Origin of the sequence: Methylobacterium sp. E-065 (assembly GCF_022829605.1) — a bacterium.
Classification (GTDB): Bacteria; Pseudomonadota; Alphaproteobacteria; order Rhizobiales; family Beijerinckiaceae; genus Methylobacterium.
This window is the reverse complement of record NZ_JAKSYD010000196.1, coordinates 1-23,620: the sequence shown is the minus strand read 5'-3', so window position 1 is coordinate 23,620 and position 23,620 is coordinate 1. Positions and strand designations below refer to the sequence as shown.

General features: G+C 58.6%; 18 protein-coding genes, 1 tRNA gene and 2 pseudogenes. 18 read left to right on the top strand and 3 right to left on the bottom strand.

The genetic code is table 11. The features are described from left to right. Nucleotides 1-48 precede the first annotated feature (48 nt). From MKK84_RS23900 to MKK84_RS23850, 11 genes are all read left to right on the top strand, one after another. Nucleotides 49-255: a hypothetical protein gene (locus MKK84_RS23900; protein WP_243924376.1), complete on the top strand. Its 207-nt coding sequence runs from the start codon at nt 49-51 to the stop codon at nt 253-255. A gap of 148 nt (nt 256-403) precedes the next feature. Next, entirely contained in the window at nt 404-1,702 is a 1,299-nt protein-coding gene (locus tag MKK84_RS23895) for an alpha/beta hydrolase (RefSeq protein ID WP_243924375.1), read from the top strand. A 170-nt stretch (nt 1,703-1,872) separates the two neighbouring features. Further along, the gene (locus tag MKK84_RS23890; RefSeq protein WP_313899369.1) at nt 1,873-2,169 is read left to right on the top strand and encodes a hypothetical protein; all 297 of its coding nucleotides are present in this window, start codon (nt 1,873-1,875) and stop codon (nt 2,167-2,169) included. Nucleotides 2,170-2,504: 335 nt separating this feature from the next. Then, entirely contained in the window at nt 2,505-4,169 is a 1,665-nt protein-coding gene (locus MKK84_RS23885; RefSeq protein WP_313899368.1) for an HTH domain-containing protein, read from the top strand. 2 nt (nt 4,170-4,171) lie between these two features. Then, nucleotides 4,172-4,786 carry a class I SAM-dependent methyltransferase gene (locus MKK84_RS23880; protein WP_313899367.1) on the top strand — a complete coding sequence of 205 codons (615 nt, stop codon included), beginning with the start codon at nt 4,172-4,174 and terminating at the stop codon, nt 4,784-4,786. A 77-nt stretch (nt 4,787-4,863) separates the two neighbouring features. Beyond that, entirely contained in the window at nt 4,864-5,622 is a 759-nt protein-coding gene (locus MKK84_RS23875) for an SIR2 family protein (protein ID WP_243924371.1), read from the top strand. Next, entirely contained in the window at nt 5,619-6,269 is a 651-nt protein-coding gene (locus MKK84_RS23870) for a non-canonical purine NTP pyrophosphatase (RefSeq protein ID WP_243924369.1), read from the top strand. Before MKK84_RS23875 ends, MKK84_RS23870 begins: the two co-directional genes overlap by 4 nt. 409 nt (nt 6,270-6,678) lie before the next feature. Next, nucleotides 6,679-6,951 (top strand): hypothetical protein, encoded by a 273-nt coding sequence (locus tag MKK84_RS23865; RefSeq protein WP_243924367.1) that lies wholly within the window; start codon nt 6,679-6,681, stop codon nt 6,949-6,951. Between the two features lie 124 nt (nt 6,952-7,075). Then, on the top strand, nt 7,076-7,690 hold the full coding sequence (locus MKK84_RS23860; RefSeq protein ID WP_243924365.1) for a DUF3489 domain-containing protein: 615 nt from the start codon (nt 7,076-7,078) through the stop codon (nt 7,688-7,690). Beyond that, nucleotides 7,690-8,289 (top strand): DUF2924 domain-containing protein, encoded by a 600-nt coding sequence (locus MKK84_RS23855; protein ID WP_243924364.1) that lies wholly within the window; start codon nt 7,690-7,692, stop codon nt 8,287-8,289. Before MKK84_RS23860 ends, MKK84_RS23855 begins: the two co-directional genes overlap by 1 nt. Beyond that, nucleotides 8,286-9,911 carry a recombinase family protein gene (locus MKK84_RS23850; protein ID WP_243924362.1) on the top strand — a complete coding sequence of 542 codons (1,626 nt, stop codon included), beginning with the start codon at nt 8,286-8,288 and terminating at the stop codon, nt 9,909-9,911. Before MKK84_RS23855 ends, MKK84_RS23850 begins: the two co-directional genes overlap by 4 nt. A 340-nt stretch (nt 9,912-10,251) precedes the next feature. Here the strand turns inward: MKK84_RS23850 and MKK84_RS23845 are convergent. Then, a tRNA-Ala gene (locus MKK84_RS23845) sits at nt 10,252-10,327 on the bottom strand. A gap of 681 nt (nt 10,328-11,008) precedes the next feature. Here MKK84_RS23845 and MKK84_RS23840 point away from each other — a divergent pair. From MKK84_RS23840 to MKK84_RS23825, 4 genes are all read left to right on the top strand, one after another. Next, entirely contained in the window at nt 11,009-13,456 is a 2,448-nt protein-coding gene (locus MKK84_RS23840) for an SIR2 family protein (protein ID WP_243924360.1), read from the top strand. A gap of 578 nt (nt 13,457-14,034) precedes the next feature. Further along, complete coding sequence (locus MKK84_RS23835; RefSeq protein WP_243924358.1) at nt 14,035-14,427, top strand: heme utilization protein; 393 nt, start codon at nt 14,035-14,037, stop codon at nt 14,425-14,427. A gap of 102 nt (nt 14,428-14,529) precedes the next feature. Beyond that, nucleotides 14,530-14,940, top strand: a complete 411-nt coding sequence (locus MKK84_RS23830; RefSeq protein WP_243924357.1) for an acyl-CoA thioesterase — start codon at nt 14,530-14,532, stop codon at nt 14,938-14,940. A 137-nt stretch (nt 14,941-15,077) separates the two neighbouring features. Further along, nucleotides 15,078-16,295, top strand: a complete 1,218-nt coding sequence (locus MKK84_RS23825) for a serine hydrolase domain-containing protein (RefSeq protein WP_243924356.1) — start codon at nt 15,078-15,080, stop codon at nt 16,293-16,295. A gap of 310 nt (nt 16,296-16,605) precedes the next feature. Here the strand turns inward: MKK84_RS23825 and MKK84_RS23820 are convergent, their stop codons facing one another. Beyond that, nucleotides 16,606-17,907, bottom strand: coding sequence for a hypothetical protein (locus MKK84_RS23820; protein WP_243924355.1), 1,302 nt, complete (start codon nt 17,905-17,907; stop codon nt 16,606-16,608). Between the two features lie 1,046 nt (nt 17,908-18,953). Here MKK84_RS23820 and MKK84_RS23815 point away from each other — a divergent pair. The 3 genes and pseudogenes from MKK84_RS23815 to MKK84_RS23805 form a co-directional block, all read left to right on the top strand. Continuing rightward, a complete protein-coding gene (locus MKK84_RS23815; protein ID WP_243924354.1) occupies nt 18,954-19,877 on the top strand; it encodes a DUF3828 domain-containing protein in 924 nt (307 codons plus the stop codon). Nucleotides 19,878-20,986: 1,109 nt separating this feature from the next. Beyond that, on the top strand, nt 20,987-22,165 hold the full coding sequence (locus tag MKK84_RS23810) for a hypothetical protein (protein WP_243924353.1): 1,179 nt from the start codon (nt 20,987-20,989) through the stop codon (nt 22,163-22,165). Between the two features lie 33 nt (nt 22,166-22,198). Then, nucleotides 22,199-23,494: pseudogene (locus tag MKK84_RS23805) on the top strand (efflux RND transporter permease subunit); the annotation flags it as partial. Between the two features lies 1 nt (nt 23,495). Here MKK84_RS23805 and MKK84_RS23800 read toward each other — a convergent pair. Then, a pseudogene (locus MKK84_RS23800) lies at nt 23,496-23,620 on the bottom strand (IS630 family transposase); the annotation flags it as partial.

The window sequence follows — 23,620 nt, the reverse complement described above, 5'->3', positions numbered from 1 at the left end:
GCTTGACCGTTGTTCGGACGTCTTACAGTCAAGCCTCGGACAGCCGCCGTGAAGACAGTCTTCGCCGCCCTCGCGATCTTCCTGGTGGCCGCAGCACCGGCCATCGCTTCCGAGACGTCGAACGTCGTCAGCGGCGTCTCGAAGTCCGCGACGGTCCAGATGGTCGCTGTCATGAACGCCGCCCCGGTACCCGTCGCGCAGGTAGCGTCGACCAAGAAGGTTCGCATCGTCCTCGCCTCGCCCTTCGGTAACTGAGCTCTGCCGGCCGGCACGGTTGTCCGATGGTCCAGGAGCTTATCTTCGGGCTTGCCGTCCGCACCCCGCCGCAATCATCCGCTAGGACTTCCCGGCCTCGACGGAGCGTGACCCGGTCACCCGTCCCGGCCATGGTTCGGGGGTGCGGGTGTTTCCACGGTTTGCATGTGCCGAACGGGCACTGGCCGCCACGCTGGTAGCCGCCGTCCTCGTAAGCCTCGGGGCCTGCGGCGGACGCCCGACCGGCGTGCTGCTGCCCATCGCCGACGCGGCACCGGTCGCGGGCACGTCCCGTGTCGATATGCTGGTCGCTACGACCCGCAAGTCCGCGACCGACCGCGGGGTACTGTTCTCCGGCGAGCGCGGCGAGGCCGTGACCTACACCGACCTCGCGGTGTCGATCCCGCCGGACGCCACCCGCCAGCCCGGCACCGTGCAATGGCCGGAACGCCTCCCCGGCAACCCCGCCACCGACTTCGTGGCGCTGCGCGCCGATCTGGTCGACCGCTCGAAGGTCGCGGCCTGGACCGGAAAGGCGGTGCACGGACGGGGCAAGCGCCACGTCCTGGTGTTCGTGCACGGGTTCAACAACAAGTTCGAGGATGCCGTCTTCCGGTTCGCGCAGATCGTGCACGATTCCGGTGCCGAGGTCGCACCGGTGCTGTTCACCTGGCCGTCCCGCGGCTCTGTGCTCGCCTACGGCTACGACCGGGAAAGCACCAATTTCTCTCGTAACGGCCTGGAGACCCTGCTGCGCGACCTCGCCAGGGACCCGAACGTCGGCGAGGTAACGGTGCTCGCCCACTCAATGGGCAACTGGCTCACCCTGGAGAGCCTCCGACAGATGGCCATCCGCGACAAGCGCGTGGCGCCCAAGATCCGGAACGTCATCCTGGCCGCACCCGACGTCGACATGGACCTCGCCCGGGGTGCCTTCCACGATATGGGCAAGGATCGGCCGCGACTAACCCTGATGGTGTCGGGCGACGACCAGGCGTTGGCGGTCTCGCGTCTCGTCTGGGGGGACAGCGTGCGACTGGGAGCCATCGACCCGAACGCCGAGCCGTACAGGTCCGAGCTGGAGCGCGAGAACATCGGCGTCCTCAACCTGACCTCGGTAAAGTCCGACGATGCACTCAATCACGGCAAGTTCGCCTCCGGGGACGTGGTCGCGCTTCTGGGCAAGCGCCTTGCCGACGGGCAGCCGATCTCGGACGGCCAGATCGGCATCGGCGACAGGCTAGTGAGCACGGCCGCCGGGGCCGCCTCGACGGTCGCCACCGGTGCCGCACTGGCAGTCGCCGCCCCGGTGGCCCTGATCGACCCGCAGACCCGCGAGACCTACGGCGACCACCTCTCGAACGTCGGAAGCGGTTTCAAGGACACCGTCGGCTCGACGGCCGACCTCGCCGCCGCGCCCTTGCGCGCTGTCACGGGCGGTCGCTGATCATCCGAAGCAAGTAAGTCTGGATGGGGCTGACTCCTCAGCCCTGCGCAGAAGAGATGATGGTGTGGAATGTCGGGCTCACCGTTGCTGCGGAACCGTTGGCGTGGATGGGCCTCGTCCAGGCCCAGGGCCTGGAACATGGGGCTCAAGAGTGTGCTATCCGGGGTTAGATGATCGCCGGTCCCCTCGGGGCCGTCGTTGGCGATGCGGTCGGTGCGATGGTCAGCATGGCCAACGGCAGTCCCGGCGTCGACCGGCGTGCGCGTTTCCTGATCTATGCGCTGGGCGAGCGGCGGCCGTCCTTCGCCTACGTCGGTCCCCTGCGGGTCGGTACCATTCTGCCTGAGGACGGTGTTATCTACTACGACGTGCCCACCAAGTTCGCCCTGCCGAACTACAGCTACACCGTCGTCAACGACCACCCGTGCTCGTTGACCCGCGCAGGCGCCGTGTCGTCGAGATCATAGAGTAGAAATGGGTCGATAGCAGGCTGTCCGCTTTTCCGATGGGCCTACTCTCAAGCGGCCGTTCCGCTTTCGGCCAAACCTTGCCATTCCAGACCGCGGCTTCGCGCCAAGAGCGGAAGTTGGCCACTTGCCCAGGAGCAGACATTCTGCTGCCGAGCCAACCTCACCACGCACCGTGATTGGTGACGTGCCCGAACCTGGTCGTTCAGCCTGCCTCCAATCTGGTAGGAGCGCGCTCATTCCGGTGGTTCAGGCCAGCGCAATGTCCTATCCCGAAGCAGGCACCTCGCCAGCTAAGGAAACGGTAGCTTCGTAAGCTATAGTGCCGAGAGATTATGGCGTGGTCGTGCGGTTCGTGCGCCCGATCTCGCTGCCATGCGAGCAACGGAATGGCGCCGGGGAGTCCAACTTATCTGTGGGCGGCAGAACTCGTGCTGCGAAGGCACAGGAGACCGCTGCGCGTCCATGAAATCGTGACCTATGCCCAGGATCTTGGCCTATTCTCGGAGGGCATGCACAGCCGCACGCCTCAAAAGTCGCTGCAGGCACGTTTGAGCATTGAGATCCTGAGCAATGCAGACCACTCGCGCTTCGTACGGACGGCGAGCGGTTTGTTTTTCCTTCGCGAGCTCCTAGCTGAGGCACACGCCTCCGAGGCGGGGGACGAACGCTTGGACCTTCCTCATCCAATGAAGCCGGAGCCTTACACGGCGAGGCGCCGCGCTCCACCCCCCGCGACCGAGCGCGTACTTGCTATCCCAAGGGAGCACTACGCGACTCTACTTTCCTTCCAAGGGCTCAAGCTCGACAACGGCGAGCTTGTCCGCAGACTCGTCGGCGGCCCTCTCGATTACCTGTCCCGGACCGAGGCGGAGGAGACCGACAGCCATAAGCAGGTTGTGACCTACGTACTTGTGACCCACGGGGCCAAGGTGCTCTCCTTTCGCAGAGGCACGTTCAATCGTGCCGCCGCATTCTTGAAAGGCAGTCTTTGCATCGGCTTCGGCGGCCACGTCTCAGAGGACGACATCACAATATTTTCCTACGCGGACGCCGGCATCGTGGCGAACGCCGTGCGCGAGATACAGGAAGAGATTGACCTCGCGCCGTCCGGTGCTCAAGTCATCGATTCGGAAGACGTTCGAATCGTCGGATTGATCAACGATGACTCCAGCGAAGTCGGGCGACGTCACGTCGGCATTGTTATGCGTTACGAGGTCAAGGATTGGGCAGCCTGGGAACGTGCAGAGCGGGGCGAAGCTTCCATCAACCAACTCAGTTGGATTGACGCCCTTAGCGGGTCGGTAAACCTGATTGAGTTCGAGTACTGGTCTCAGCTGTGCTGGCGGGCGCTCTTCCCGGTCGTGGCGAAGGCCCAGCCCGCCTACAAAATATTGCGTAAGAAGCCGTTTCGCAGCGCTCACCATCTTGTGATTGGGGGCGGCATCGGGTCGGGAAAGTCGCGAGCTACGCGCCATCTCACGCAGGCGTTTGGGTACGTCGAGGTCAACAGCGGGCGCGTTATTGCCGAGCTGCTGGGCCTACCTCCGGTGCCGTTGACCCCTCGCCCCCATTTTCAGGAGCTTGCGTGGGAGTTCGTGCGGTCCCCAGATGGGCCCAGCCGGCTCGCGGCGGCGCTGGCGCATGCGGCCGGACGGTCCGGCGCGCGCCAAGTGGTGTTCGATGGCGTTCGTCAGCTCTCGACTTTGCAAGCGCTTCGCGCGGCGTCTGAGGCCCCGATCGCGCTGCTCTTCGTGCATGCTGCCCCGGACCTCGCCTATGACCTCCACTCCGGTCGCATGCGCGCTGGGGGCGAGCCGCCCGTCGAGCGCGATGCTTTCATGCGTATGCTCAGCGCGCCGGTTGAGCTCGACGTCGCATCCCTAATGGCCGAGGCCGACGCGGTGATCTACAACTGGGCTGGTGAGGACCACTACGGGCGGACGCTGTCGGCGATGGCCGAGGAGCTCGGGCTTCGGCGGAGAAATGAGGTGGATTGAGAGTGGGTAACGGTGGCTACGATGACGGTTACGCCGCATGCCCATGCTTCTGGGGCCGCGAGCCCGGTAGCCTCGTCGCACGATTCCTTGCCCGAGTGCCGGACGTTGCAGGATGGGACGTGCTCGATGCCGGATGTGGAGAGGGCAAGAACGCGCATGCCTTCATGATGCGCGGCGCGCGGGTGACAGCTGTTGATACCTCCGCCCTCGCATTGCTTAATGCACGCGAGGCTTGGCCGAGTAGCACGGTCGAATGGGTTCATGCGGACGTCCGACGCCTCGCGCTTCCTCCAGCCTCGTTCGACCTCGTGGTCGCCTATGGACTCCTGCATTGCCTCGCATGCCGGGGCGAGGTCGAGGCGCTAGTGGCCCGTTTTCAGGCGGTAACCAGAGCTGGCGGGCGGCACGTAATCTGCGCCTTTAACGAGCGCCGGCAGGAGCTGATTGCTCATCCAGGCTTCGAGCCCTGCCTCATTCCGCATAATGCGTACCTCGACCTTTACCGCGATTGGGATATCGAGGAGGCGAGCGACGAGGACCTTCACGAGACGCATCCTCATAACCGTATCGCGCACGTACACTCGCTTACCCGCCTGACTGCACGACGGCCCGCGTGACCCCCGCTTGCCCCCAGGAGCTTAGGCGCCTCTATCGCGAAGGGCGCGTCATTCCCTTCGTCGGCGCCGGGGCGTCGATGGCAGTCGAGTGGGTACAGGATGGGGCGACTCATCGAGGGCAGTCGTGGCGCGGGCTCGTAGATAAGGCGGCGGAACTCATTGGCACGGACGACCCTGAACTCCTGCGCATGCGCGGCAGCGACCTTCAGATCCTTGAGTATTTACGCATCAAGCGTGGCGGTATGCAGCCGCTGATCAACTGGCTCCATGCAAGCATGCAGCCGAGGGATGAAGACGTTCAGCGCTCCGTCCTCCACACAGCGCTCGCCCGCCTGGAGACGTGCCGGCTTATCTATACTACGAACTACGACGACTTCATCGAACGCGCGCTTAGGCTGTACGGTCGCGCCGTGGTCTCGATCGCGGCCGAGCACGACCTAAGCCAGCACTTGGCAGATACGCAGGTCGTCAAGTTCCACGGCGACTTTGACCGTCCCGCCGCCATGGTCCTGTCCGAGTCGGACTACGAACGCCGCATGCGTCTTGAGAGTGCAATGGATTTGAAGCTGCGCTCAGATATTCTGGGCCGCGTGCTGCTGTTCGTCGGCTATAGCTTCCGTGACGCGAACGTCGCTTATCTATTTCGGCTCGTGCACGAGCGCTTTGGAGATCTTCCGCAGTCCTTCGCCGGCAAGCGCGCATATATTATCTACCCAAATCCCTCCGATTTTGAAATGCAGCTGTTCAATGAGAGGCGCATTGAGGTAATCCCGACCTCCGGGCCCGACCTCGCGCAGGCGGCGGCTAGCGTGCTGGACGCGATGGCGCTGCTATGAGGAGGATCAAGGTCCGGTACGCGACAGGCAGCGCGTTCAAGCGGCAGGAGATCGAGATAATCCTCAATCATCTTGAAGTCGTGACGCCTAATCGGCCTCCTTCACGCGCGGCTGACGTGTTCGATGTCGAATTCCCGAATGTGGACACGGACGAGCCGCTTGAGCGGAACCTCGTCCATATGGTGCGGCACAAAGTTCGCTCGGCCTACCGCGGAATCATGGCGCCGTGCATCGCCGAGCATGCTGGACTGATCCTGGAGACGCTGGAGGACAAGAGCTACCCGGGCGGCCTGACGCAACCCATGTGGGATGCGCTCGGAGCGGAGGGATTTGTAAACAGCATGCGCTGGGCGGGAGAGAGGGCGATTGCGCGGGCGGTCGTGGGCTATTGCGACGGCCTGCGCGTGTATACTTTCGTCGGCGAGACAAAGGGCACGCTCGCTCCACTTCCCCTCGGCTCGCGTGACTTCTACTGGGACACGGTCTTCTGTCCTGACGGTGGTGGTGGCCTCACCTATGCACAGATTTCGGAAGGAGCTGGCGGCTTGGCTGGGAAGGTTGGACTGTCACAATCAACAAAGGCGATGTCACAGCTCCTGAATCACTTGCGCTCCAATTCGGCAGCGCTTTTCCCGACAATGTCATAGAGCTGAGAGGAGCGGTCGCATTCCGGCCATTTTATCAAGTTTAATTGGCGTGATTGATGATTATTGAATGATTATCTTTCGCCAACGCTAATTTAAATCTGTTGTTGCGCCTTCAGATATCCTATACTGTTCCACAAGCGTCCGGGCTCCCGTTTACCAACGTAAGCGGAACGGCAGATATTCAGCCATCCAAGTCGCAGGGCGCTGCCTCGCCGGGTGGCTTGCAAGCGTACGTTCCCGGCTTCTGCAAAGGACCAATCGTCCGCGTTGACGAAGGCCTTCCCGGGCTACGTCGCGAATGTCGGCGGGATCCGGTACGTCCGACTGGACTGTCGCCGCCAACAGAGCGTGTGTGCTGACCGGCCCGACTCAGCCGCGGGCCGAGGCAGCCACGCACAGGGGTAACCAGATGAGCGAGACGACCGCGGGCCTAACGGATACGAGCGAGGCCGGCCTGAGCGTGACCGCGGCTCAGGCCGCCATCAGCGCCCGCCTGACCGAAGCTTCCGCTCTCGCCAAGGCCGCCCTGGTCTGCGCCCACGCCGGCTACGAGCGCGAGGCCGTGCGCATCGTCCTCGACCCCGACGTCCCCCTCAGCGAAGCCCAGACCCTGCACGGCGCCAGCTGCCTCATCGGCCGCATCAACCGAAAGGCCGTCGAGGCTACCGCCCCCGGCGACTGACTGTCCGTTCGCGCGCGGCCGTGCCTATGCGGCCGTCCCCGCCTCGCCCCGCCGGCCCGCTTTCGGGCCGATCGCGGGGTCGGGTCAGTGGCGGGGCTCGTCCGCCGCTACGGAGACGATCATCATGACCGCTACCAATGCCGCTGCCATCACCTCCGCCGCCCCGACGGCCGTCCCCCTGAACCGGACCGAGTCTGGCCTGCTGCAGGCCGCTGCCGCGGACGGAGGCCGACTAGCGCCCCTCGCCGCGATGAAACCCGCCACTCAGGCGCGGCTGCTCGGCCGCTTCCTGCGCGATGGCCTGGTGATCGCACACGCGGAGGTGGACGGCCTGCACCGCCTCACTCCCGCTGGATACCGGGCTGTCGGCCTCGCCCCGCCTAAGCCACCGCGCGCCGCCAAGGTGAATGCGGGTGCCCCTGCCGCTGCACCGGCCGATCCCGCCGGTACCGCGATCCCGAACAAGAAGGCGCAGGTGCAGGCGCTGCTCAGGCGCGAGCAGGGGGCGACGCTCGTTGAACTGATCGCCACCACCGGCTGGCTGCCCCACACCACCCGCGCCGCCCTGTCGCGCATCCGCACCGGCGGCCAGGTGCTGCTCAAGGCTGCCCGCCCCGACGCCGCCATCGCCTACCGCATCCCCGCGCCGGTGACCCCGGTCGCCGGCGCGCCCCGAGCGCGCAAGCCCCGGCGCACGCCGGCGACCGAGGCCGCTGTCGCGACCCCGGCGGCAGCCTGATGGGCGGGCAGCGCACGCCCGCCGCGGCGCAGACGGTGGCGGTGTTCAGGACGGGGGCCGCCCCTGCCGCCGACCGACTCGCCGCCGCGCTCGACGAACTGGCCGGCCTCGACGCCGCCAGCCTCGCCCGGCGCTGGCGGCGGGACTTCGGTTCCGCCGCCCCGCCCGGCCTCTCCCCCGCCCTGCGCGTCGGCATCCTCGCCCACCGCCTTCAGATCCGCGCGTTGGGCGGTATCGACCGCGACACCGCACAAGTCCTCGGCCGGTTCGCAGCCGGGCGAGGGAGGGGGGGCGAACGAGACAGGTCCGAGCGCAGCGCGGCGGCCATCCCGATCGCCATTACGGTCCCGGTGCCGGACCGGCGCGGGCACACCCCAGGCGTGCAGCTGTCGCGTGAATGGGGCGGGCGGATGCACACCGTCACCGTGCTCGACGTCGGCTACGCCTGGGATGGGGCGACCTACCCCAGCCTGTCCCGTGTCGCCCACGCCATTACCGGCACCAAGTGGAACGGCCCCCGCTTCTTCGGCCTGCGCGAGCGAGCCGAGGCGGCGACGGGAGCCGGGCGGGAGACGGTTGAGCGGAGGGCCCCGGCGTGAGTGCCAAACCACGCCACTCAGTGAACGCGGCGCAGCATCCCCCCTCGGGCGGCCGCCCGGCGCTGCGCTGCGCGATCTACACCCGGGTGTCGACCGAGCACGGGCTCGATCAGGAGTTCAACTCGCTGGACAACCAGCGCGAAGCGGCGGAAGCCTACGTGAGGAGCCAGGCCCACGAGGGCTGGCGGCTGCTGCCCGAACGCTACGACGACGGTGGATACTCCGGCGGCACGCTCGAGCGTCCAGCCCTCCGGCGCCTGCTCGACGCCGTGCGCGAGCGCCGGGTCGATGTCATCGTCGTCTACAAGGTCGACCGCCTCACCCGCGCGCTGGCCGACTTCGCCAAGCTCGTCGAGCTGTTCGACGCGCATGGTACCTCGTTCGTGTCGGTGACCCAGGCGTTCAACACCACCACCAGCATGGGGCGCCTTACCCTCAACGTCCTTCTCTCGTTCGCCCAGTTCGAGCGCGAGGTCACCGGCGAGCGCATCCGCGACAAGATCGCCGCGTCCAAGCGCAAGGGCATCTGGATGGGTGGCGTCGTGCCGCTGGGTTACCGCGTGGAGGTCAGAGCGCTGCACGTGGTCGAGGAGCAGGCCGAGGTCGTGCGCGCGATCTTCGCCCGCTACCGTGCACTCGGCACGGTCAGCGCGCTGCACGCCGAGCTGGAGGAGTCCGGCATCCGCGTGCCCGAGCGCCGCGACGGCAAGGGCAAGTCGGTGGGAGGCGGTGCGTTCACCCGCGGGCACCTGTACAAGATCCTCGCCAACCCGATCTACGTCGGCCGGCTCAGTCACCGGGGCCGTGTGCACGAGGGCCAGCATGTTGGCATCGTTGACCCGGCGGTATTCGACGCGGTGCAGGCGCAGCTGGCGGCCAATCACCACGCACACACCGCCCGGCGGCGGGAAGGCGCGCATCTGCTCACCGGGCGCATCCGGGACGAGCGCGGCCAGCCGATGACCCCGAGCCACACGGCAAAGGGCGCGCGGCGCTACCGGTACTACGTCAGCCGGGCGGCGGTCCGGGAGCGGCCAACCTGCGCCGTCCAGCGCATCGCGGCCCACGCGGTCGAGGCCAGCGTGGTCCAGGCGCTGCGCGCGACGCTTCTCTCGACTGGCGCATCTGCCTCGCCATCCGCTCCGGTATCCGAGATCCTCAGCGACGCTGAGATGGTCGCGACACACCTCGCGCGGGTGACGATCCATCCCGACGCGCTGCTGATCGAGCTGGTCGGCGGGCACGAGGGTGATCCGATCCGCATCCCCTGGTCGCCCGCGGGGCATCGTCGGCGCCGGGAGATCGTCGTGCCCCCGGGGGTGGAGCGTGATGGCTTGCGACCGATGAAGGTCGAGGACCGGGCGCGCATCCTCACGGCCATCGCCCGCAGTCGCGCCTGGATCGACGACCTCGTCGCGGCGCGTGCGGCAGGAACCGCGGCCATCGCGCTGCGCGAGGGCTGCAGCGAACGCGCGGTGCGGATGGTGTTGCCGCTCGCCCATCTCGCCCCTCGGATCGTGCGGGCCATCGTCGATGGGCGCCTGCCGCGCGGCATCGGCGTCCGGCATCTGGCCGAGCTACCGGCATCCTGGGCGGAGCAGGAGCGCGCCCTGGGCTTATGAGCGCATCACCGCGCTACCGGGTCGGCTCGCTCCGGGTCCATCGCCGGGCGATCTGATCCCCTGCCGTCTAAGCCGATCCTCAACGGCACCATCCTCGCGTCGTTGTCGGCCGCTCGCGTTCGCATCGCTACGCGCCTGCGGCGAATGATTCATCCATCGCCCATCGAAGCCTGCGCGCGGAAACGGGTTTGGCACCAGCGGAGATAACGGCCTCGTTCAGCCGCCAATCCGAAGTCTGGCGGCGTAGAGACTGGCATATCGTGGTGGAGACGCGGCTAAGTCGCGGACACCGCGGCGCTTTTCGTATCAACCACCAGGCACGCAGTTTCTAAAAACTGCCTGGTGGAGCTGAGGGGAATCGAACCCCTGACCTCCGCAGTGCGATTGCGGCGCTCTCCCATCTGAGCTACAGCCCCGTCGAGGCGCCGGCCTTGTAGGCCGAACCCGATAAACCTTTTCAGACCAACCTGTTATGAGTCCTCTTAGCTCTTCTTGCACGACGGGGCAAGGATGTTCCTCAACGCTCATTGCAGCCCTTATCGCGGGCTTCGTTGTGACGCCATTGTGACAGAAAATTTATCACGAACAGCAGTCGGAATAGAGGCTCTCGCGACGACGGAGTTGGCGCCGAGGCACCATTGAGCGGCGAGCATGAGGCCAGGAACCAGGGCCGAGCCGATGCCGCGGCGATTCGGTTGCAGACACCCCAGACGTCATCTCTCAAGCTTTGAGAATGGCACGTCACTGTCGCCGCTCATCACGCGGGGAGAATCGGTGGAAGGATCATGGAGCGTCCGGCACAGCCCTATCGAAGTGGAGCACTACGTCGAAACGGTCGGAATCCCTCTTGGGCGGAACGCCGGGGATGACATGGTCAATCCTGAGGGCCGGTATCAGGTCCGTGACGATGGCCTTGTGCTCCCAAAAGACGAGCACGACCCCAGTAAACATCCCAAGCCCATCAACCAATTTTTCGCGCTAGCTCAGCTCGGCGCCAACCAAACATCGTCAGCCGGTCGACACGCTAAGCGCGTATAGACAAGACAAATGGACCCCTTTAGGTTGTTCAGCAGGGATGGGCCGCCACATACGAGCTAATGATGCCCGTTGATTTGAGCACGTTTGTCAAAAGTATTCGCCCCTCTAGAACAGTTCTTTTATTCGGCGCAGGGTCATCTATCCCTTCTGGAGCGCCAAGCGTCCAGGTTCTACAGAGAAAGTTCGAGGATAAATTCGGTATCAGCGCGCGAGATTACTCGCTGGCCGAACAAACAGGCATCGTAGAGCAAAAGATTCGCGATCGACGCGCCCTCATCGAAGAATTGCAAACCTGCTTCCAAGGATTGAAGCCAACCGGGGCAATACTGAATCTTCCACTTTATGACTGGAAGAGCATATATTCAACGAATTACGACGAATTGGTAGAGGACGCTTATAAACGGAGGAAACGTCCTCTCGACACCTACACCACAAATTTTGATTTCAAACTAAGAAGTGACCCAACGTCGACGCAGTATTTTAAGTTGCACGGCACGATAAGCAAGGATGTAAGCCTAGGGGACAGATCGAGAATAATTCTAACCGAGTCTGACTACGACGTCACCGAAGAATATCGACATCAACTCTATGATAGATTGAAGGCCGACATAGGAGAGTCGGACCTAATTATCATTGGTCAATCATTGGCAGATTCCGATATCAAAAATGTAGTAAATCGCGCCTTATCGTTAGCAAACAAGGCGGGACTTCAGAGCAGGATCACACTGCTCTTGTACACGAGAGATGAGGGCAGAGCGGCTCTGTTTGAAAGTAGGGGAGTTCAGATTGTGTTTGGCGGCCTTGACGATTTTTTCGCTGGCCTTATTACCCGAATCGATACTGACACGGCACCATCGGTCTCGAACGATCCGTTGGACAAAATTCACGCGTTGAGGCCGGCCACCGTAGACGTAAGCCATGCCATAAGCCATCAGTCGGCGAGCTTTGGCGCCATGTACAATGGTTGGCCAGCGTCTTACGCGAACATTAGAGCGGGGCACTCATTTCGAAGAAGCGTGAGCGATCAAGTCGTTGAGCAGTTTAGGACTAGCGACAACAATATAGCTATCATAATAGGTCCAAGCGGCGTAGGAAAAACAACCGCAGCGAGACAAATATTGGTTTCTCTACTAGATCACGGATTTCACGCTTGGGAGCATAAAGAGGATCAGGTCTTAATCCCAAGTAAATGGCGAGAAGTGGCTTCCACATTAAAGGCAAGCGCCACAAATGGAGTGCTGTTCATTGACGAAGCTCATACTGAACTTGCCAGCATAAATGACCTTGTTGAAAGCCTCTGGCGCGATACCTGCCTCAATCTCAAGATTGTTTTGACTTCGACTAAATATAATTGGGGACCGAGAATCAAAAGCCCCATAATCACGAAGATGGGCACAACATATTCTCTCAATAAAATCATCGGCGACGAGATAGACAAACTACTCAACCTTGTAGATTCGATTGATGCTCTCAGGGCGCTAGTCGAAGAGCGATTCTCGGGCTACTCCCGGCCGGAACGGCGGCGTAGGCTAACTCATCGTTGCGAGGCAGATATGTTTGTCTGTCTGAAAAACATATTTTCTTCCGACCGATTCGACGACATCATACTTCGAGAATACGCTGCGCTAGAAAGCATCCTTCAAGATGTTTATAAAGTTGTAGCAGCGATGGAGAATGCCGGAGTTCACGTCCACAGACAGTTGGTGATTCGATTGCTCGGACTGGAGCCCGCCTACGTTTCGGTTATCCTCGCGGGCTTGGAAGATATCATTCATGAAACGACGGTCGATGAAAGGCAAGGGGTCTACTCTTGGAAAGGAAGACACAAAGTTATTATGGGGATCGTAGCGGAGCACAAATACTACGATAAGACAAAGAAATATGACCTGTTTGAAAGAGTGATAGACAATATAAGACCATCCTATGACATCGAAATACGCACCATCCGAGAGATTTGCAACGTTGAAACTGGACTTTCTACCATCTCGAATCTGAAAGATCAAAACACGCTACTGCGTAAAATGATATCGATCGCACCGGGAGAGAGAGTTCCTCGCCATCGGCTGATCCGAAACTTGATCGAGCTTGACGATTTTGACGCTGCCGAGACAGAAATAAAAGCTTTTCGTTCTGATTTCCGAGTGGACGCTCCGACAGCGCGGTATCAGATCACGCTGGCAACGGCCCGCGCTACCCGTACACGGGGTGTAATGGACGAGGATCGCATCGCATTGCTGGGCAAAGCAAAGGATTTAGCCGCAGGCCTTGTAAGTCGTTTTAGAAACGCAAATGCGGTGATTAGCGCATACTGCGAGGTTGGCATCGAAACAGCGAAAATGACGGGCAGCACCGAAGTATTCGATTTAGCCATCAGTTTGCTCAAACAGGCCGAAGAACGCACTGGAGATCCCGATATGAGCCGCGCTATCGCAAGGCTTGAACGCAGAATTTCAAATATAAACATTGAGGCGACGGAATACGAAACGGTCGATCTTGTCGAAGATTAATCAGGGCGGGTAATCTTCATTTAAGACTTTGGCAACCTTGGTCCAAGGTGTTTCCGATATTGCCCACTTAGACTATTACATGCCCTAAAGGACTGGCGCTCAGTTTAAAATGCAGAAGATGTAACGATGAAAGCCTATTGTGATATTGTGCGGCCCATCTAGGGCAGCGATTCGTCAGGCTTTCTGCGCCAAGCTTAGCGGTTGATTCAGGTCGGCTCCTGTTCTGTGTCGCTTACAGCAGGATCATCCTCTTCCGGCACTTTGGGTGTCGGCAGCGACGTGGGATCGTCCTTGCTCCCATTCCCCGGTGGAGGCTCGATCTCGTCGAAGCGTGACGGGTCCTCGATCAGTGCTCCGGGATCCTCTCCGGGCATTGGCGTGTCAGCCTGTGACATGGCTACCGTCTTCTACGTCTTCCAAGGCGCAAGCCCATTTGCAGCGAACTGTTCCGTCGGCGGATGTCTGACCGGCATGAGCATGTCCGAGGCTCATTGGACTCTCAGCTACGGTCCCTGGCGCCCTTGCTACGCGACTTACCCGACGTATGATTCATTTGGAGGGAACAGACAGCGGTTCACATGATGCATCGAGACACGTTTCCCGCAGCGGTCCTGACGTTGCTCACCGGCACTCCGCTGGCCTGGGCGGCAGGCAATCCGGTTTCCGTTCCAGCCAAATACGATGGACGATGGACCATTGAGGCGACCACCATAAGCGGCGCTTGCCCGGGCACCCTGAGCCTGGAGATGAGTGTCGCCAAAGGCGAGGCGTCCGTATCTTCCAGCGTCCTGTATTCGGTCAGTGGCGAGATCTCACAGGCTGGCGCGGTGCGAGGGACGATTTCAACGGCGGCAACGACGGCGCTCGTGATGGGAAGGGTTGACGGCGATGAGGTCGGTCGCGGGACGTGGCGGACCCAGGACGGTAGCTTGCTGACCTGCAGCGGTAGCTGGATGGCACACCGAGCATGAGGTTCCGCGAACCAAGACCCTGCTGACCAGTTCGCCTACTGAGGGCTCACCGCCTGCTGATACGGTCTCCAGGACGGCGCGATAGGACAGGGTAGGCCAGCTATGGCCGATGAAATCCCGAACGTCCCTGGCGGTCCACACCTACGCACCGTGGCGATGCCTCGGGACACCAATGCCTCCGGCGCAATTTTCGGAGGTTGGACCGTCTCGCAGATGGATCTGGCTGGGGGCACCTTCGTGGCTCAACGCGCCCAGGGTCGCTTCGTGACCGTCAGCATTGAGACCATGCGCTTCCTGAAGCCGATTGAGGTTGGTGACGAGGTAAGCGTCTACTGCACCCTTCAGGAGCAAGGCGACACGTCCATAGCGGTCAAGATCGAGACCTGGGTGCGGGACCGATCCGGCATCAACCCGGAGAAGGTGACGGAAGGGGTGTTCACCTACGTGGCTCTAAACGAACACGGGAAGCCACAAGCCCTTAATGCTAGTCGATGGGCGCGATTTATGGCGTAGGTTCAAGCGCCCTCTAATGGTCAAGCTTGGTCAGGCGACTCTTCCTTGTGGCGATCACGGCGCGCTGTGACTAGCAGACAGGGGACTGAAACTGGTGTGCCTGGTGAGGGCATGTCGCGCTGCTGGAAGGATCACCGATGCAAGGCTTGACCGGGAAGAGTGGGATAGCCGCTCTGTGTTGCCTTGGCGCCTTTACGACCGCGGGTGCCTATGCCTCGGATGGTCATACGAACGCGATAGGAAGCGTTCAGCAGGTCTACGACGGCAGGCTAACCTCCGACATCCAAGCCAACACCTTTCGGAATATCGACAGGCTGTTCCCGACCCGAACGGTGAACCGTGGCGGGTTAGCCATTCCGCTTGAGGCTTCGCCGAAGCCACTGACGGACGTAAAGTTTCAGTCCAATGGCAAGGCGGTCGACCTGTTCGACTACCTCTCGCTTAACCGCGTGGCCGGTCTGCTCGTTCTGAAGGATGGGAAAGTTGCCTACGAGGATTATGAGCTTGGCAACAACGAAGCGACCCGCTGGATGTCGATGTCGGTCGCCAAATCGATCAGTTCCACGCTTGTCGGTGCGGCCATCAAAGACGGCTACATCAAGAGCATCGATGACCCGGTCACCCGTTACCTTCCGGAACTGGCTGGTGGCGCCTACGACGGCGTGAGTGTCAGGAACCTCTTGCAGATGGCGTCCGGCGCCAAGTGGGATGAAACCTACACTGATCCAAAGTCGGATAGGCGGCACATGCTCGATCTCCAGCTTGAAGGAAAGGCAGGCACGGTCGTGGCTATGATGGCCAAGCTACCCCGTGCTCATGAGCCTGGGACCGCATGGAACTACAGCACGGGCGAAACGCACCTAGTGGGCGCCCTTGTTCGAGCGGCAGTCGGAAAGCCGGTTTCCGTCTACCTGTCGGAGAAGATTTGGTCGAAGCTGGGCATGGAGCAGGACGCCACATGGTGGGTCGAGTCACCCAACGGCTTGGAGGTCGGAGGCAGCGGGTTCAGTGCCACGCTGCGCGACTATGCGCGCTTTGGTCAGTTCGTGCTGAACAAGGGCGTGATCGACGGTGAGAGCGTCGTCCCAGAGGGTTGGTTTGAGCAGGCAGGCTCGCCCAAGGAATTGAACGGAAAGACGGTCAATTACGGTTACATGTGGTGGCCGCTTGGAGCACCGGTGGGAACGCCGAATGAGGGGGCGTTCACGTCGCGGGGGATCTTTGGGCAATATGTCTACGTGAACCCGAGAGAGCACGTCGTGATCGCCATGTGGGGGGCTCGGTCAAAACCGACAGGTGCGCCTCCTGTCGTGGATGCGGACTTCTTCGGGGCTGTGGTGAGTGCGCTCCGCTAAGCGTACCCGGCTTCGGCAACCGCGGAACGCGCGGCAGACGACAGCGTACAACTGATTTACTCACTGCCTTGGAGACATGATCAGCCGGTGAACTGAGAAGATGCTATGCGTCTGATCCAGTGACGCAACATTCACCCAGTATCCTGAACGTCCTATTCCGAGGTCTGAGTGAGCTAAGTTGTGTCCAGCGACGGACACGAGACCGCCGATAGGGTAAGTCGACGTCGCCGTGGCAACGGGCATAAACACTGGACAACAGCGAAGCGTATCAAGGTACTCTATGCAAGCATCGAGGGTTTCGAGAAAAAGATCATTTCTTCTTGTCAGCTTGAATGATAACGAATGATCCTATACTGGAAAACATCTTTTTAGCGACATAGCCGGTGCATCCATAATCTTTAACAAATTGTAGAGCATCATTTTCAGCATCTTTGTTAAGGGACGCTGTTCCAAAAGGGTTGCCTAATGCTTCACCAAATCCACCAATTACACCGAATACATCTGCAGCCACTTTGATTGGTGAAGGCACTAATTTCGAACAATCCGGTGCATCGCTGTTGTAAAATATATCAATAAATGTTCTAAAATACAACAGTGATCGCTGAGGATTAGCGGGAGGTTTGTCGTTTAAGGCGCTATCAAGTATATAGCCCTGCTTAAAATGCTCTCTATGGAACTCGAGACTATTCAGAAGCGTTTGCGCCGCTGTCACGCCCCCATCAATTGCCCGATGTAAGAAAGCCCTCGCCTTGGCAATTCCCCTGTCTTCTTGGGACAACGAATACAAGAAGCCGAACTCGTAATCTGCCGCTGCGTATCCCATGTGCGAGGCATGCGCTATCGACTTGATGCTGTCGCCACTTTTATTTGTAGCTCGTTGCGCCCGCCCGAGCTGGAAATAAAATCTTGGCGTGTTCGGAAACTGTGAAACTGCATCCTGACATGCTTTCAAAGCTCGCAACGGAACGATGTCTTTAAATTCGATCCCAGTAGACATTCGGTTCGGATCGTCTGGGTCGGACGCCAGCTGATCGCAAAGAGTTACTTCCGAAGTATCTGCATTTTGTGAGTTGTCCGCAGGAGAGAGGCCATACTTGTCAAGATTTTCAGGGGGCGACGATACCGTTTTCCCGCCTTTTGATGCTTCGTTTTTAGCTTTTAGTTCTTCAGCAGCCGCCTTGAAGTCGGCGACCAATTTCTTGACATCCGCCTCCTGTGCTGCATAGCGGATGTATTGACTGGGTTTTTTTAAATTGTCCACCCATATGTTAGATTTCATTAGCAGATCCGCCCTGTCGACAGGGTCCTTCAGATTAATTGAGCTATTTTCATATATATCAATGATGAGCCCTCTCACATGCATCAACAAATAAACGTACTTGAAGCTTTTTCCATCATAAAACATCTGCGCAACGTAGTATCCTGGCTTTTCTAATGGCGCGATTCTAATCTTAAAAGTGGGGTCGTCTTCTGCCGTGTATAGGCCATCTTTGACGGACAATACACCCCCATTAAGCTTGCCGTCGGAATCTGGAACGACATTGCCGTTTTCGTCCGACCAAACAAATAAGAGTTTGCTAGGAAGATCTTTGGCCTGATCCGATGAATTCAAAAATGGTTCCGTGGACTTGAAGCATCCAGTAAGCATTAGCGAGGCGAGAAGTATTAATACTATTCTCATCATCGGATAGTCCAATTCATTACTGAGAATGCGACATTTCTTGAGTATCCCGCATCTCAAATCATTTGTCGAGATTGCCGGCGCGCAAAAACCACGCTATATAACTCGAAAAGGGCAATCACCATTTTGTTTTGATGGCGTCGGCGGTCGTTGATTGCCACATCAGGCTACTATCCTGTGGTGATGGCCCGAACGCACTGTCTGGTAGAGTCTAGGCGTTGTGCTTGTTGAGGATTAGAGCAACGACCGTCTTGTCAGGCTGATCCCCCAGCGATCGAGGGCCATAAGAAACTACGGCGCGGATGGCGGTGCTCCGGCGGCATGGGCGGCCGGAGGTTATTGAGCCCAAGGTAGAATTCCATTTCGGCGCCCTTACAACAAGCTTATAGCCGACGGGACATTCCCTGGATTAGGACCAGTGCGCGACACCGCACATGGAATGGATCCTCGAGCCTTAATCTCAATATCAATCGTTCGTCCATAGGGAAGCAACGATGAAGCTATTCCGATTGCTACAACGCCTCAAAACCGGATGTCTCGGCCAGGCAAGACAAATTTCTTATGATTGCGGTACGGCATCTTCCTGTACGGCGATCATTTTCGCTATGATGTATGTCGCTCCTGATACAGCCGCGTTTGCAGCAAGCGGCTGTAATAAGCCTAAGATGGGCACTGACCGTGCACCGATCTTATCACCGCCCCTAGTGAAGGTTGTAGCCGGTAAGGGTAGGCTCCAATTTTACTTCGCGCCAAGTTTGTCCTGCCGCATGAATGGCGTCTTCGTCGTTCCGGGCGATAGTCTCGTTGCGTATGCTCAGACCAAAGGTGGTTGGACATCTGTAACTTATTTCGGTGGGAGCAGCCCGTCAGGGTGGGTCCGGTCTGATCGGCTCAGAACAACCGGCACCATGAGTCCAAATCAATGATCGGTGCTAAGCATCATGTCATCCCCCCAGTTCGGATTAGAAAAATAGTTTATGGAGGATACATTGCGACTAAGCCTCACATGTGCTGCTTTACTTCTCGCTGTTTCGCCGAGCTATGCAGCGACCACGGGAGTTTTTTGTAAAAACAAAATCTCTTTCATCGCCCGCCCTGAGCAATCCGGCCTATTGGCTTTCAAAATAATGGGCAGCACCAGTAGTAACAACGTCGTCGAAGTAGGCGGTTCTGCCCAGCCTCATGCTGGCGGATGGCGGTACCAAGTCAAATCGACGACCTCACCAGAAGAGCGATGCACACTCGATATCAAAGAAGTTGCAGGTGGCTATACCGCAACAACTGTCGATGGTGCTAGATGCCAAAGCTCAGGAGGATTCGGCGCCTATCAGTTAATCAGTAATGTAGCGTTCCCTGCAAGTTCTCTTGTTCAGGGTCTCAAGCCTCCGAATGGGACGCCTGACGATTTTCCTGCCGTTGATTGCGTGCGAAAGAAATTCTTTTCCGCCGCTGAGCCAAAGGTGTTTCTAGTTGCTGAGGTGAGTGGCGATCCGCCAACAGACGTAGTTCGAAATCTGATCGCAAAAGACACCGGCGGATGGAGCGGTATCTTCGCCGAAAGGCCAACTTCGATTATGAGGCATTTCTTTACAGAAGGTTTTAATCGCTCGTGGGCAAAAGCCATGACGCATAATCAGGATGAGCCAGTTCTGGATGGTGATCCGATTACCGGGCAGCAAATGGTGACGCGAGTTCAGATTATCTCGATTGATGGAGGTGAGACTCGGCTTGGATTGGCGCACGTAGTTGCCCATTTGAAGGTATCCGCTGGTGGGGAAACAAAATCGGAGCAAGTTAGATTCGACCTTAAGCTGGAGGGCCGAAATTGGAAAATTGACGACATTAAAAGCGGTGATATGCAATCGATCAGGACATATTTTCGAGAGTCATACAAGGCTTGATCACTACAACTCACGACGTTGGTTTTTTAGACCAGCCGAGACTGCATTGACCCAGTATCAACCTAAGATGCGAGGAACACTGGTCATGGGTAAAGTCCGATACGTCCTTGTCGCAGCGTTCTGTTCAATATCAACTCATGCATCGTCGATGTATGATCCACGGCAAGTAGCTCCTACGACAAAATACAAAGTTGATCGGCGGAACACAGGTGATCTTTATACGACTGGATCAAGAGTAAGGGTCTACGGCGCCCCTCGAGCCGGCGCCAAGCTATTGCACACTTATGATCCTGGCGCGATAATGGTGTTGTTGGGTTACGCTACGGGAACACCCTTTGTTTGGGTAAGCCCATGTAACGCGTGCGTGAAAGGTTTTGCTCTAAAATCTGAGTTCTTTAAAGATTCAAAAATTTGACAATCACTGCAAAAGCTCGCCTTCTTCGCGGCTAGGATTGATCGTCATGATAAAGACTTGTTTATCAAGCACTATCTCGTTCTTTTACATCATTACCGTAGCTGCCGCTGATCAAAACTACTGCGGACGTATCACATCATTGCCGGATGGATTCGTTGTAAAATCAAATGGAGCCAGTATCTTTTTTGCTGGTGACAATTCGGCTCCGCCGGATCCTAAGGGCGTTTACGACTATCTGAACACCCATCATAAAGATAGTGATAGAGGGTGTTATTGTATTTCCGGTATTGTGAAGGGCGCACGTCTTACGAGTGTGAGCGGCTTGTCTTATTGTAAAGGCGCGCCGATTAAATAGGCGACAAAGTCGTTAGTATGGCATTGCCGTGCGTTACAGCAGCGTCAGTTGGCCGTGGGGATTCTGGCTGGATGAGGCGTTGGAAGGTGTCTCGCCAGCCCAATTAGACGACTTATCCCAATGTGACTAAAGGCAAACGGCGCTTTAGTCCGCTTCTTAGAGCGATGGGTGCTAATATCCACCGGTCACCAAGTTGAGCAACATCTGGCTCTATCGGTAGTTTTGACGGGACCTGCCTACCCGAAATAACGCTCACGGCTGATTGCGGCAGTTACCAAGTTGCTTACAATGTTTAATGAGCGATGGCAGCTTAGCAAGCTATCAACAAGGAACGACGCTATGCCGAATACTTGGAGCAGGGTTGCAGTCATATCAATTGGCCTGACGCTTTCAATGGCGCGACCATATCAAGTTTTTGCGCAAGTTAACCCAGATCCAACAAGGCTGAGCGCCCGAGAGATTACAAGGTATTGGAGGGGCGAGCAGCGCAAGCTACAGACTGAATACAACGATATATTTCAAAAAGCCCATATGATGGGCGACTTCGCAAAAGCTGAGTATTATCATAGCGAGTACGTTAGGCTATCAAAAGCGATGAATGCTAAATGGCGAAGCGATCTCAACGCAGCATCCGGTGGCAATCGGGCATCGACCGAAAATGATAGAAAAGAGACGAAGCATAGCAACGAAGTAGCTCAAGCTTTGCATGACTTGGAAATTAAGTATCCAAATAGGCCGGACGTCCTGAGAGATGCCTATTGGAAGATAGCGAAGGCGCATGACCCCCTCGCTGTCGCAAGAGACTACCAGAACAATTTTACAGAAAATAGAGGCACTTCTAGTGCTGCGCCTGTAGCACAGACAATGACATCACCCGCCGCCTCGACCAGTCCAATAGCAACGTCTCCTTCTAATGAGCAGTCCCTACCTATGAAGGAAAAACGCGCAGCAGTATTGATATTTTTCAAGAAAGATCCAAGATCTTTGGGTGCGCATGAGTCGAAGGTTTCATCGGCAACGGAAATATTAAAGTCCAGATTTTCGGATATAGATGATGATAGATTGCGCGCCTGGAAAGCATTTTTTGGTAAAATTGATAATCCAGCAAAGGTTGCATATCAGGTGAGTCCAAATGACGAATTTCCAGAGATACGCTTGCCCACCGAGGCAGAACTGAAAGATTATCAATATCAAGTAGAGCAAGGTGAAACTAGAGTGGCAAGCCCTTGCGTCGAGAATATTCTTGGCGCTGGACAGGGTTGTAATTCAAAAGGCGATGAATATTTGAAGGCTGCTGCGGGTCTATATGTCCTTGGGATCGGAGCGTTGGTCGCTGTCACTGCAGCTGAAGAAGAACGGATTTCAAAGCTCCCACCCGCGGAACAAGCGGCAAGACGTAAAATTCTTGCGGAACGCTGGGAAAAACAAAAATGCGAAAGCGAGAGAAGCAGGCAAATTGCCTGGGGTGACCACTCAATCTTGGGACCTATCAGTTGTATAGGTGTCGGTCGCGACTGATGGACGGTGTTACTATATAATCATCCGTCCAAGGGACTCAATCCGGAATTGCCGAACGAGGCTTTCGCCGAGATCGTCATCGTCGCACGGGACACGGAAGCTCGTGAGCGGGTGAAAGCCCGCATCGAGAGATTGGTCGCGCAAGGCGCCTTGAGTGCAGCGCATGTTCGCGTCGACCGGTTCAACTTCGGCCCGCCTGTCGGCTTTCCAGTTCAGTTCCGTGTGGTTGGGCCGGATCCAGCTAAGGTCCGACAGATCGCCTATCGAGTCCGAGACGTCGTCCGCAGCAACGACAAGGTCGTGGAGCCGCAACTCGACTGGAACGAGCTTTCACCAACAATCCGCCTAGTGGTCAATCAGGAACGGGCTCGGGCTCTCGGGCTGAACGACCAGGACATCAGCCAGTCCCTGCAAACCCTGATTTCCGGGGTCACGGTCACCACGATGCGTGAGGGCATCGAGCAGGTAGGTATCGTCGCTCGTGCGACGCAGTCTGAGCGTCTCTCGCTTGGACGCCTATCCGATCTGACCGTCGTGTCTCGCAACGGGCTCGCGGTGCCCGTGGCGCAGGTCGCTCGGCTTGAATACGTGGACGAGGAACCGATCCTCTGGCGGCGCAACCGCGATATGGCGATCACGGTGCGCACCGACGTTGTCGATGGGGTCCAACCGCCTGACGTGACCAATGCGATCTGGCCTTTGCTGAAGCCAATTAGAGACAGCTTGGGACCGGCCTACCGCCTCGAGATCGGCGGTGCCGTCGAAGAAGCCGACAAGGGCAACGCTTCGCTGTTCGCCCTCTTCCCGGTCATGGTGTTGGCCATGCTCAGCTTGCTGATGATCCAGCTTCAGAGCTTCGCCCGGCTGTTCCTCGTGTTCTTGACCGCACCGCTCGGGCTAATCGGCGCGTCGCTCTCGCTGAACCTGTCAGGCAAGCCGTTCGGCTTCGTGGCCCTACTCGGGCTTATCGCCCTGGCCGGGATGATCATGCGCAATTCGGTGATTCTCGTCGATCAGATCGAGACTGACCGGAAATCCGGACGGCATACCCTACGTGAAGCGATCGTCGAGGCGACCGTACGGCGAGCCCGGCCCGTAGTGCTGACCGCGCTCGCTGCAATTCTGGCGATGATTCCGCTGACGCGAAGCGCCTTCTGGGGACCGATGGCCATCACCATCATGGGCGGTCTGTTCGTCGCTACGTTCCTGAAGCTGCTGTTCTTTCCGGCTCTCTACGCCCTTTGGTATCGGCGCCATCTCAACGAGTGTTCGAGATTGCCTGGTAGTGCAGCCCCAGTCAGCGAAGTAAGGTTGGCGCTAGTGCACTGACTCAGACGGATGGTTCAGGGGATCGGCTGACGGCGGCTAGGATGTCGGTGGCGGGTTTGGTCCAGACGAAAGGTCTGGCGCGCCGGTTGTGCTCGGCGATGTAGCGTTTGATCGCCGCCTGAAGGT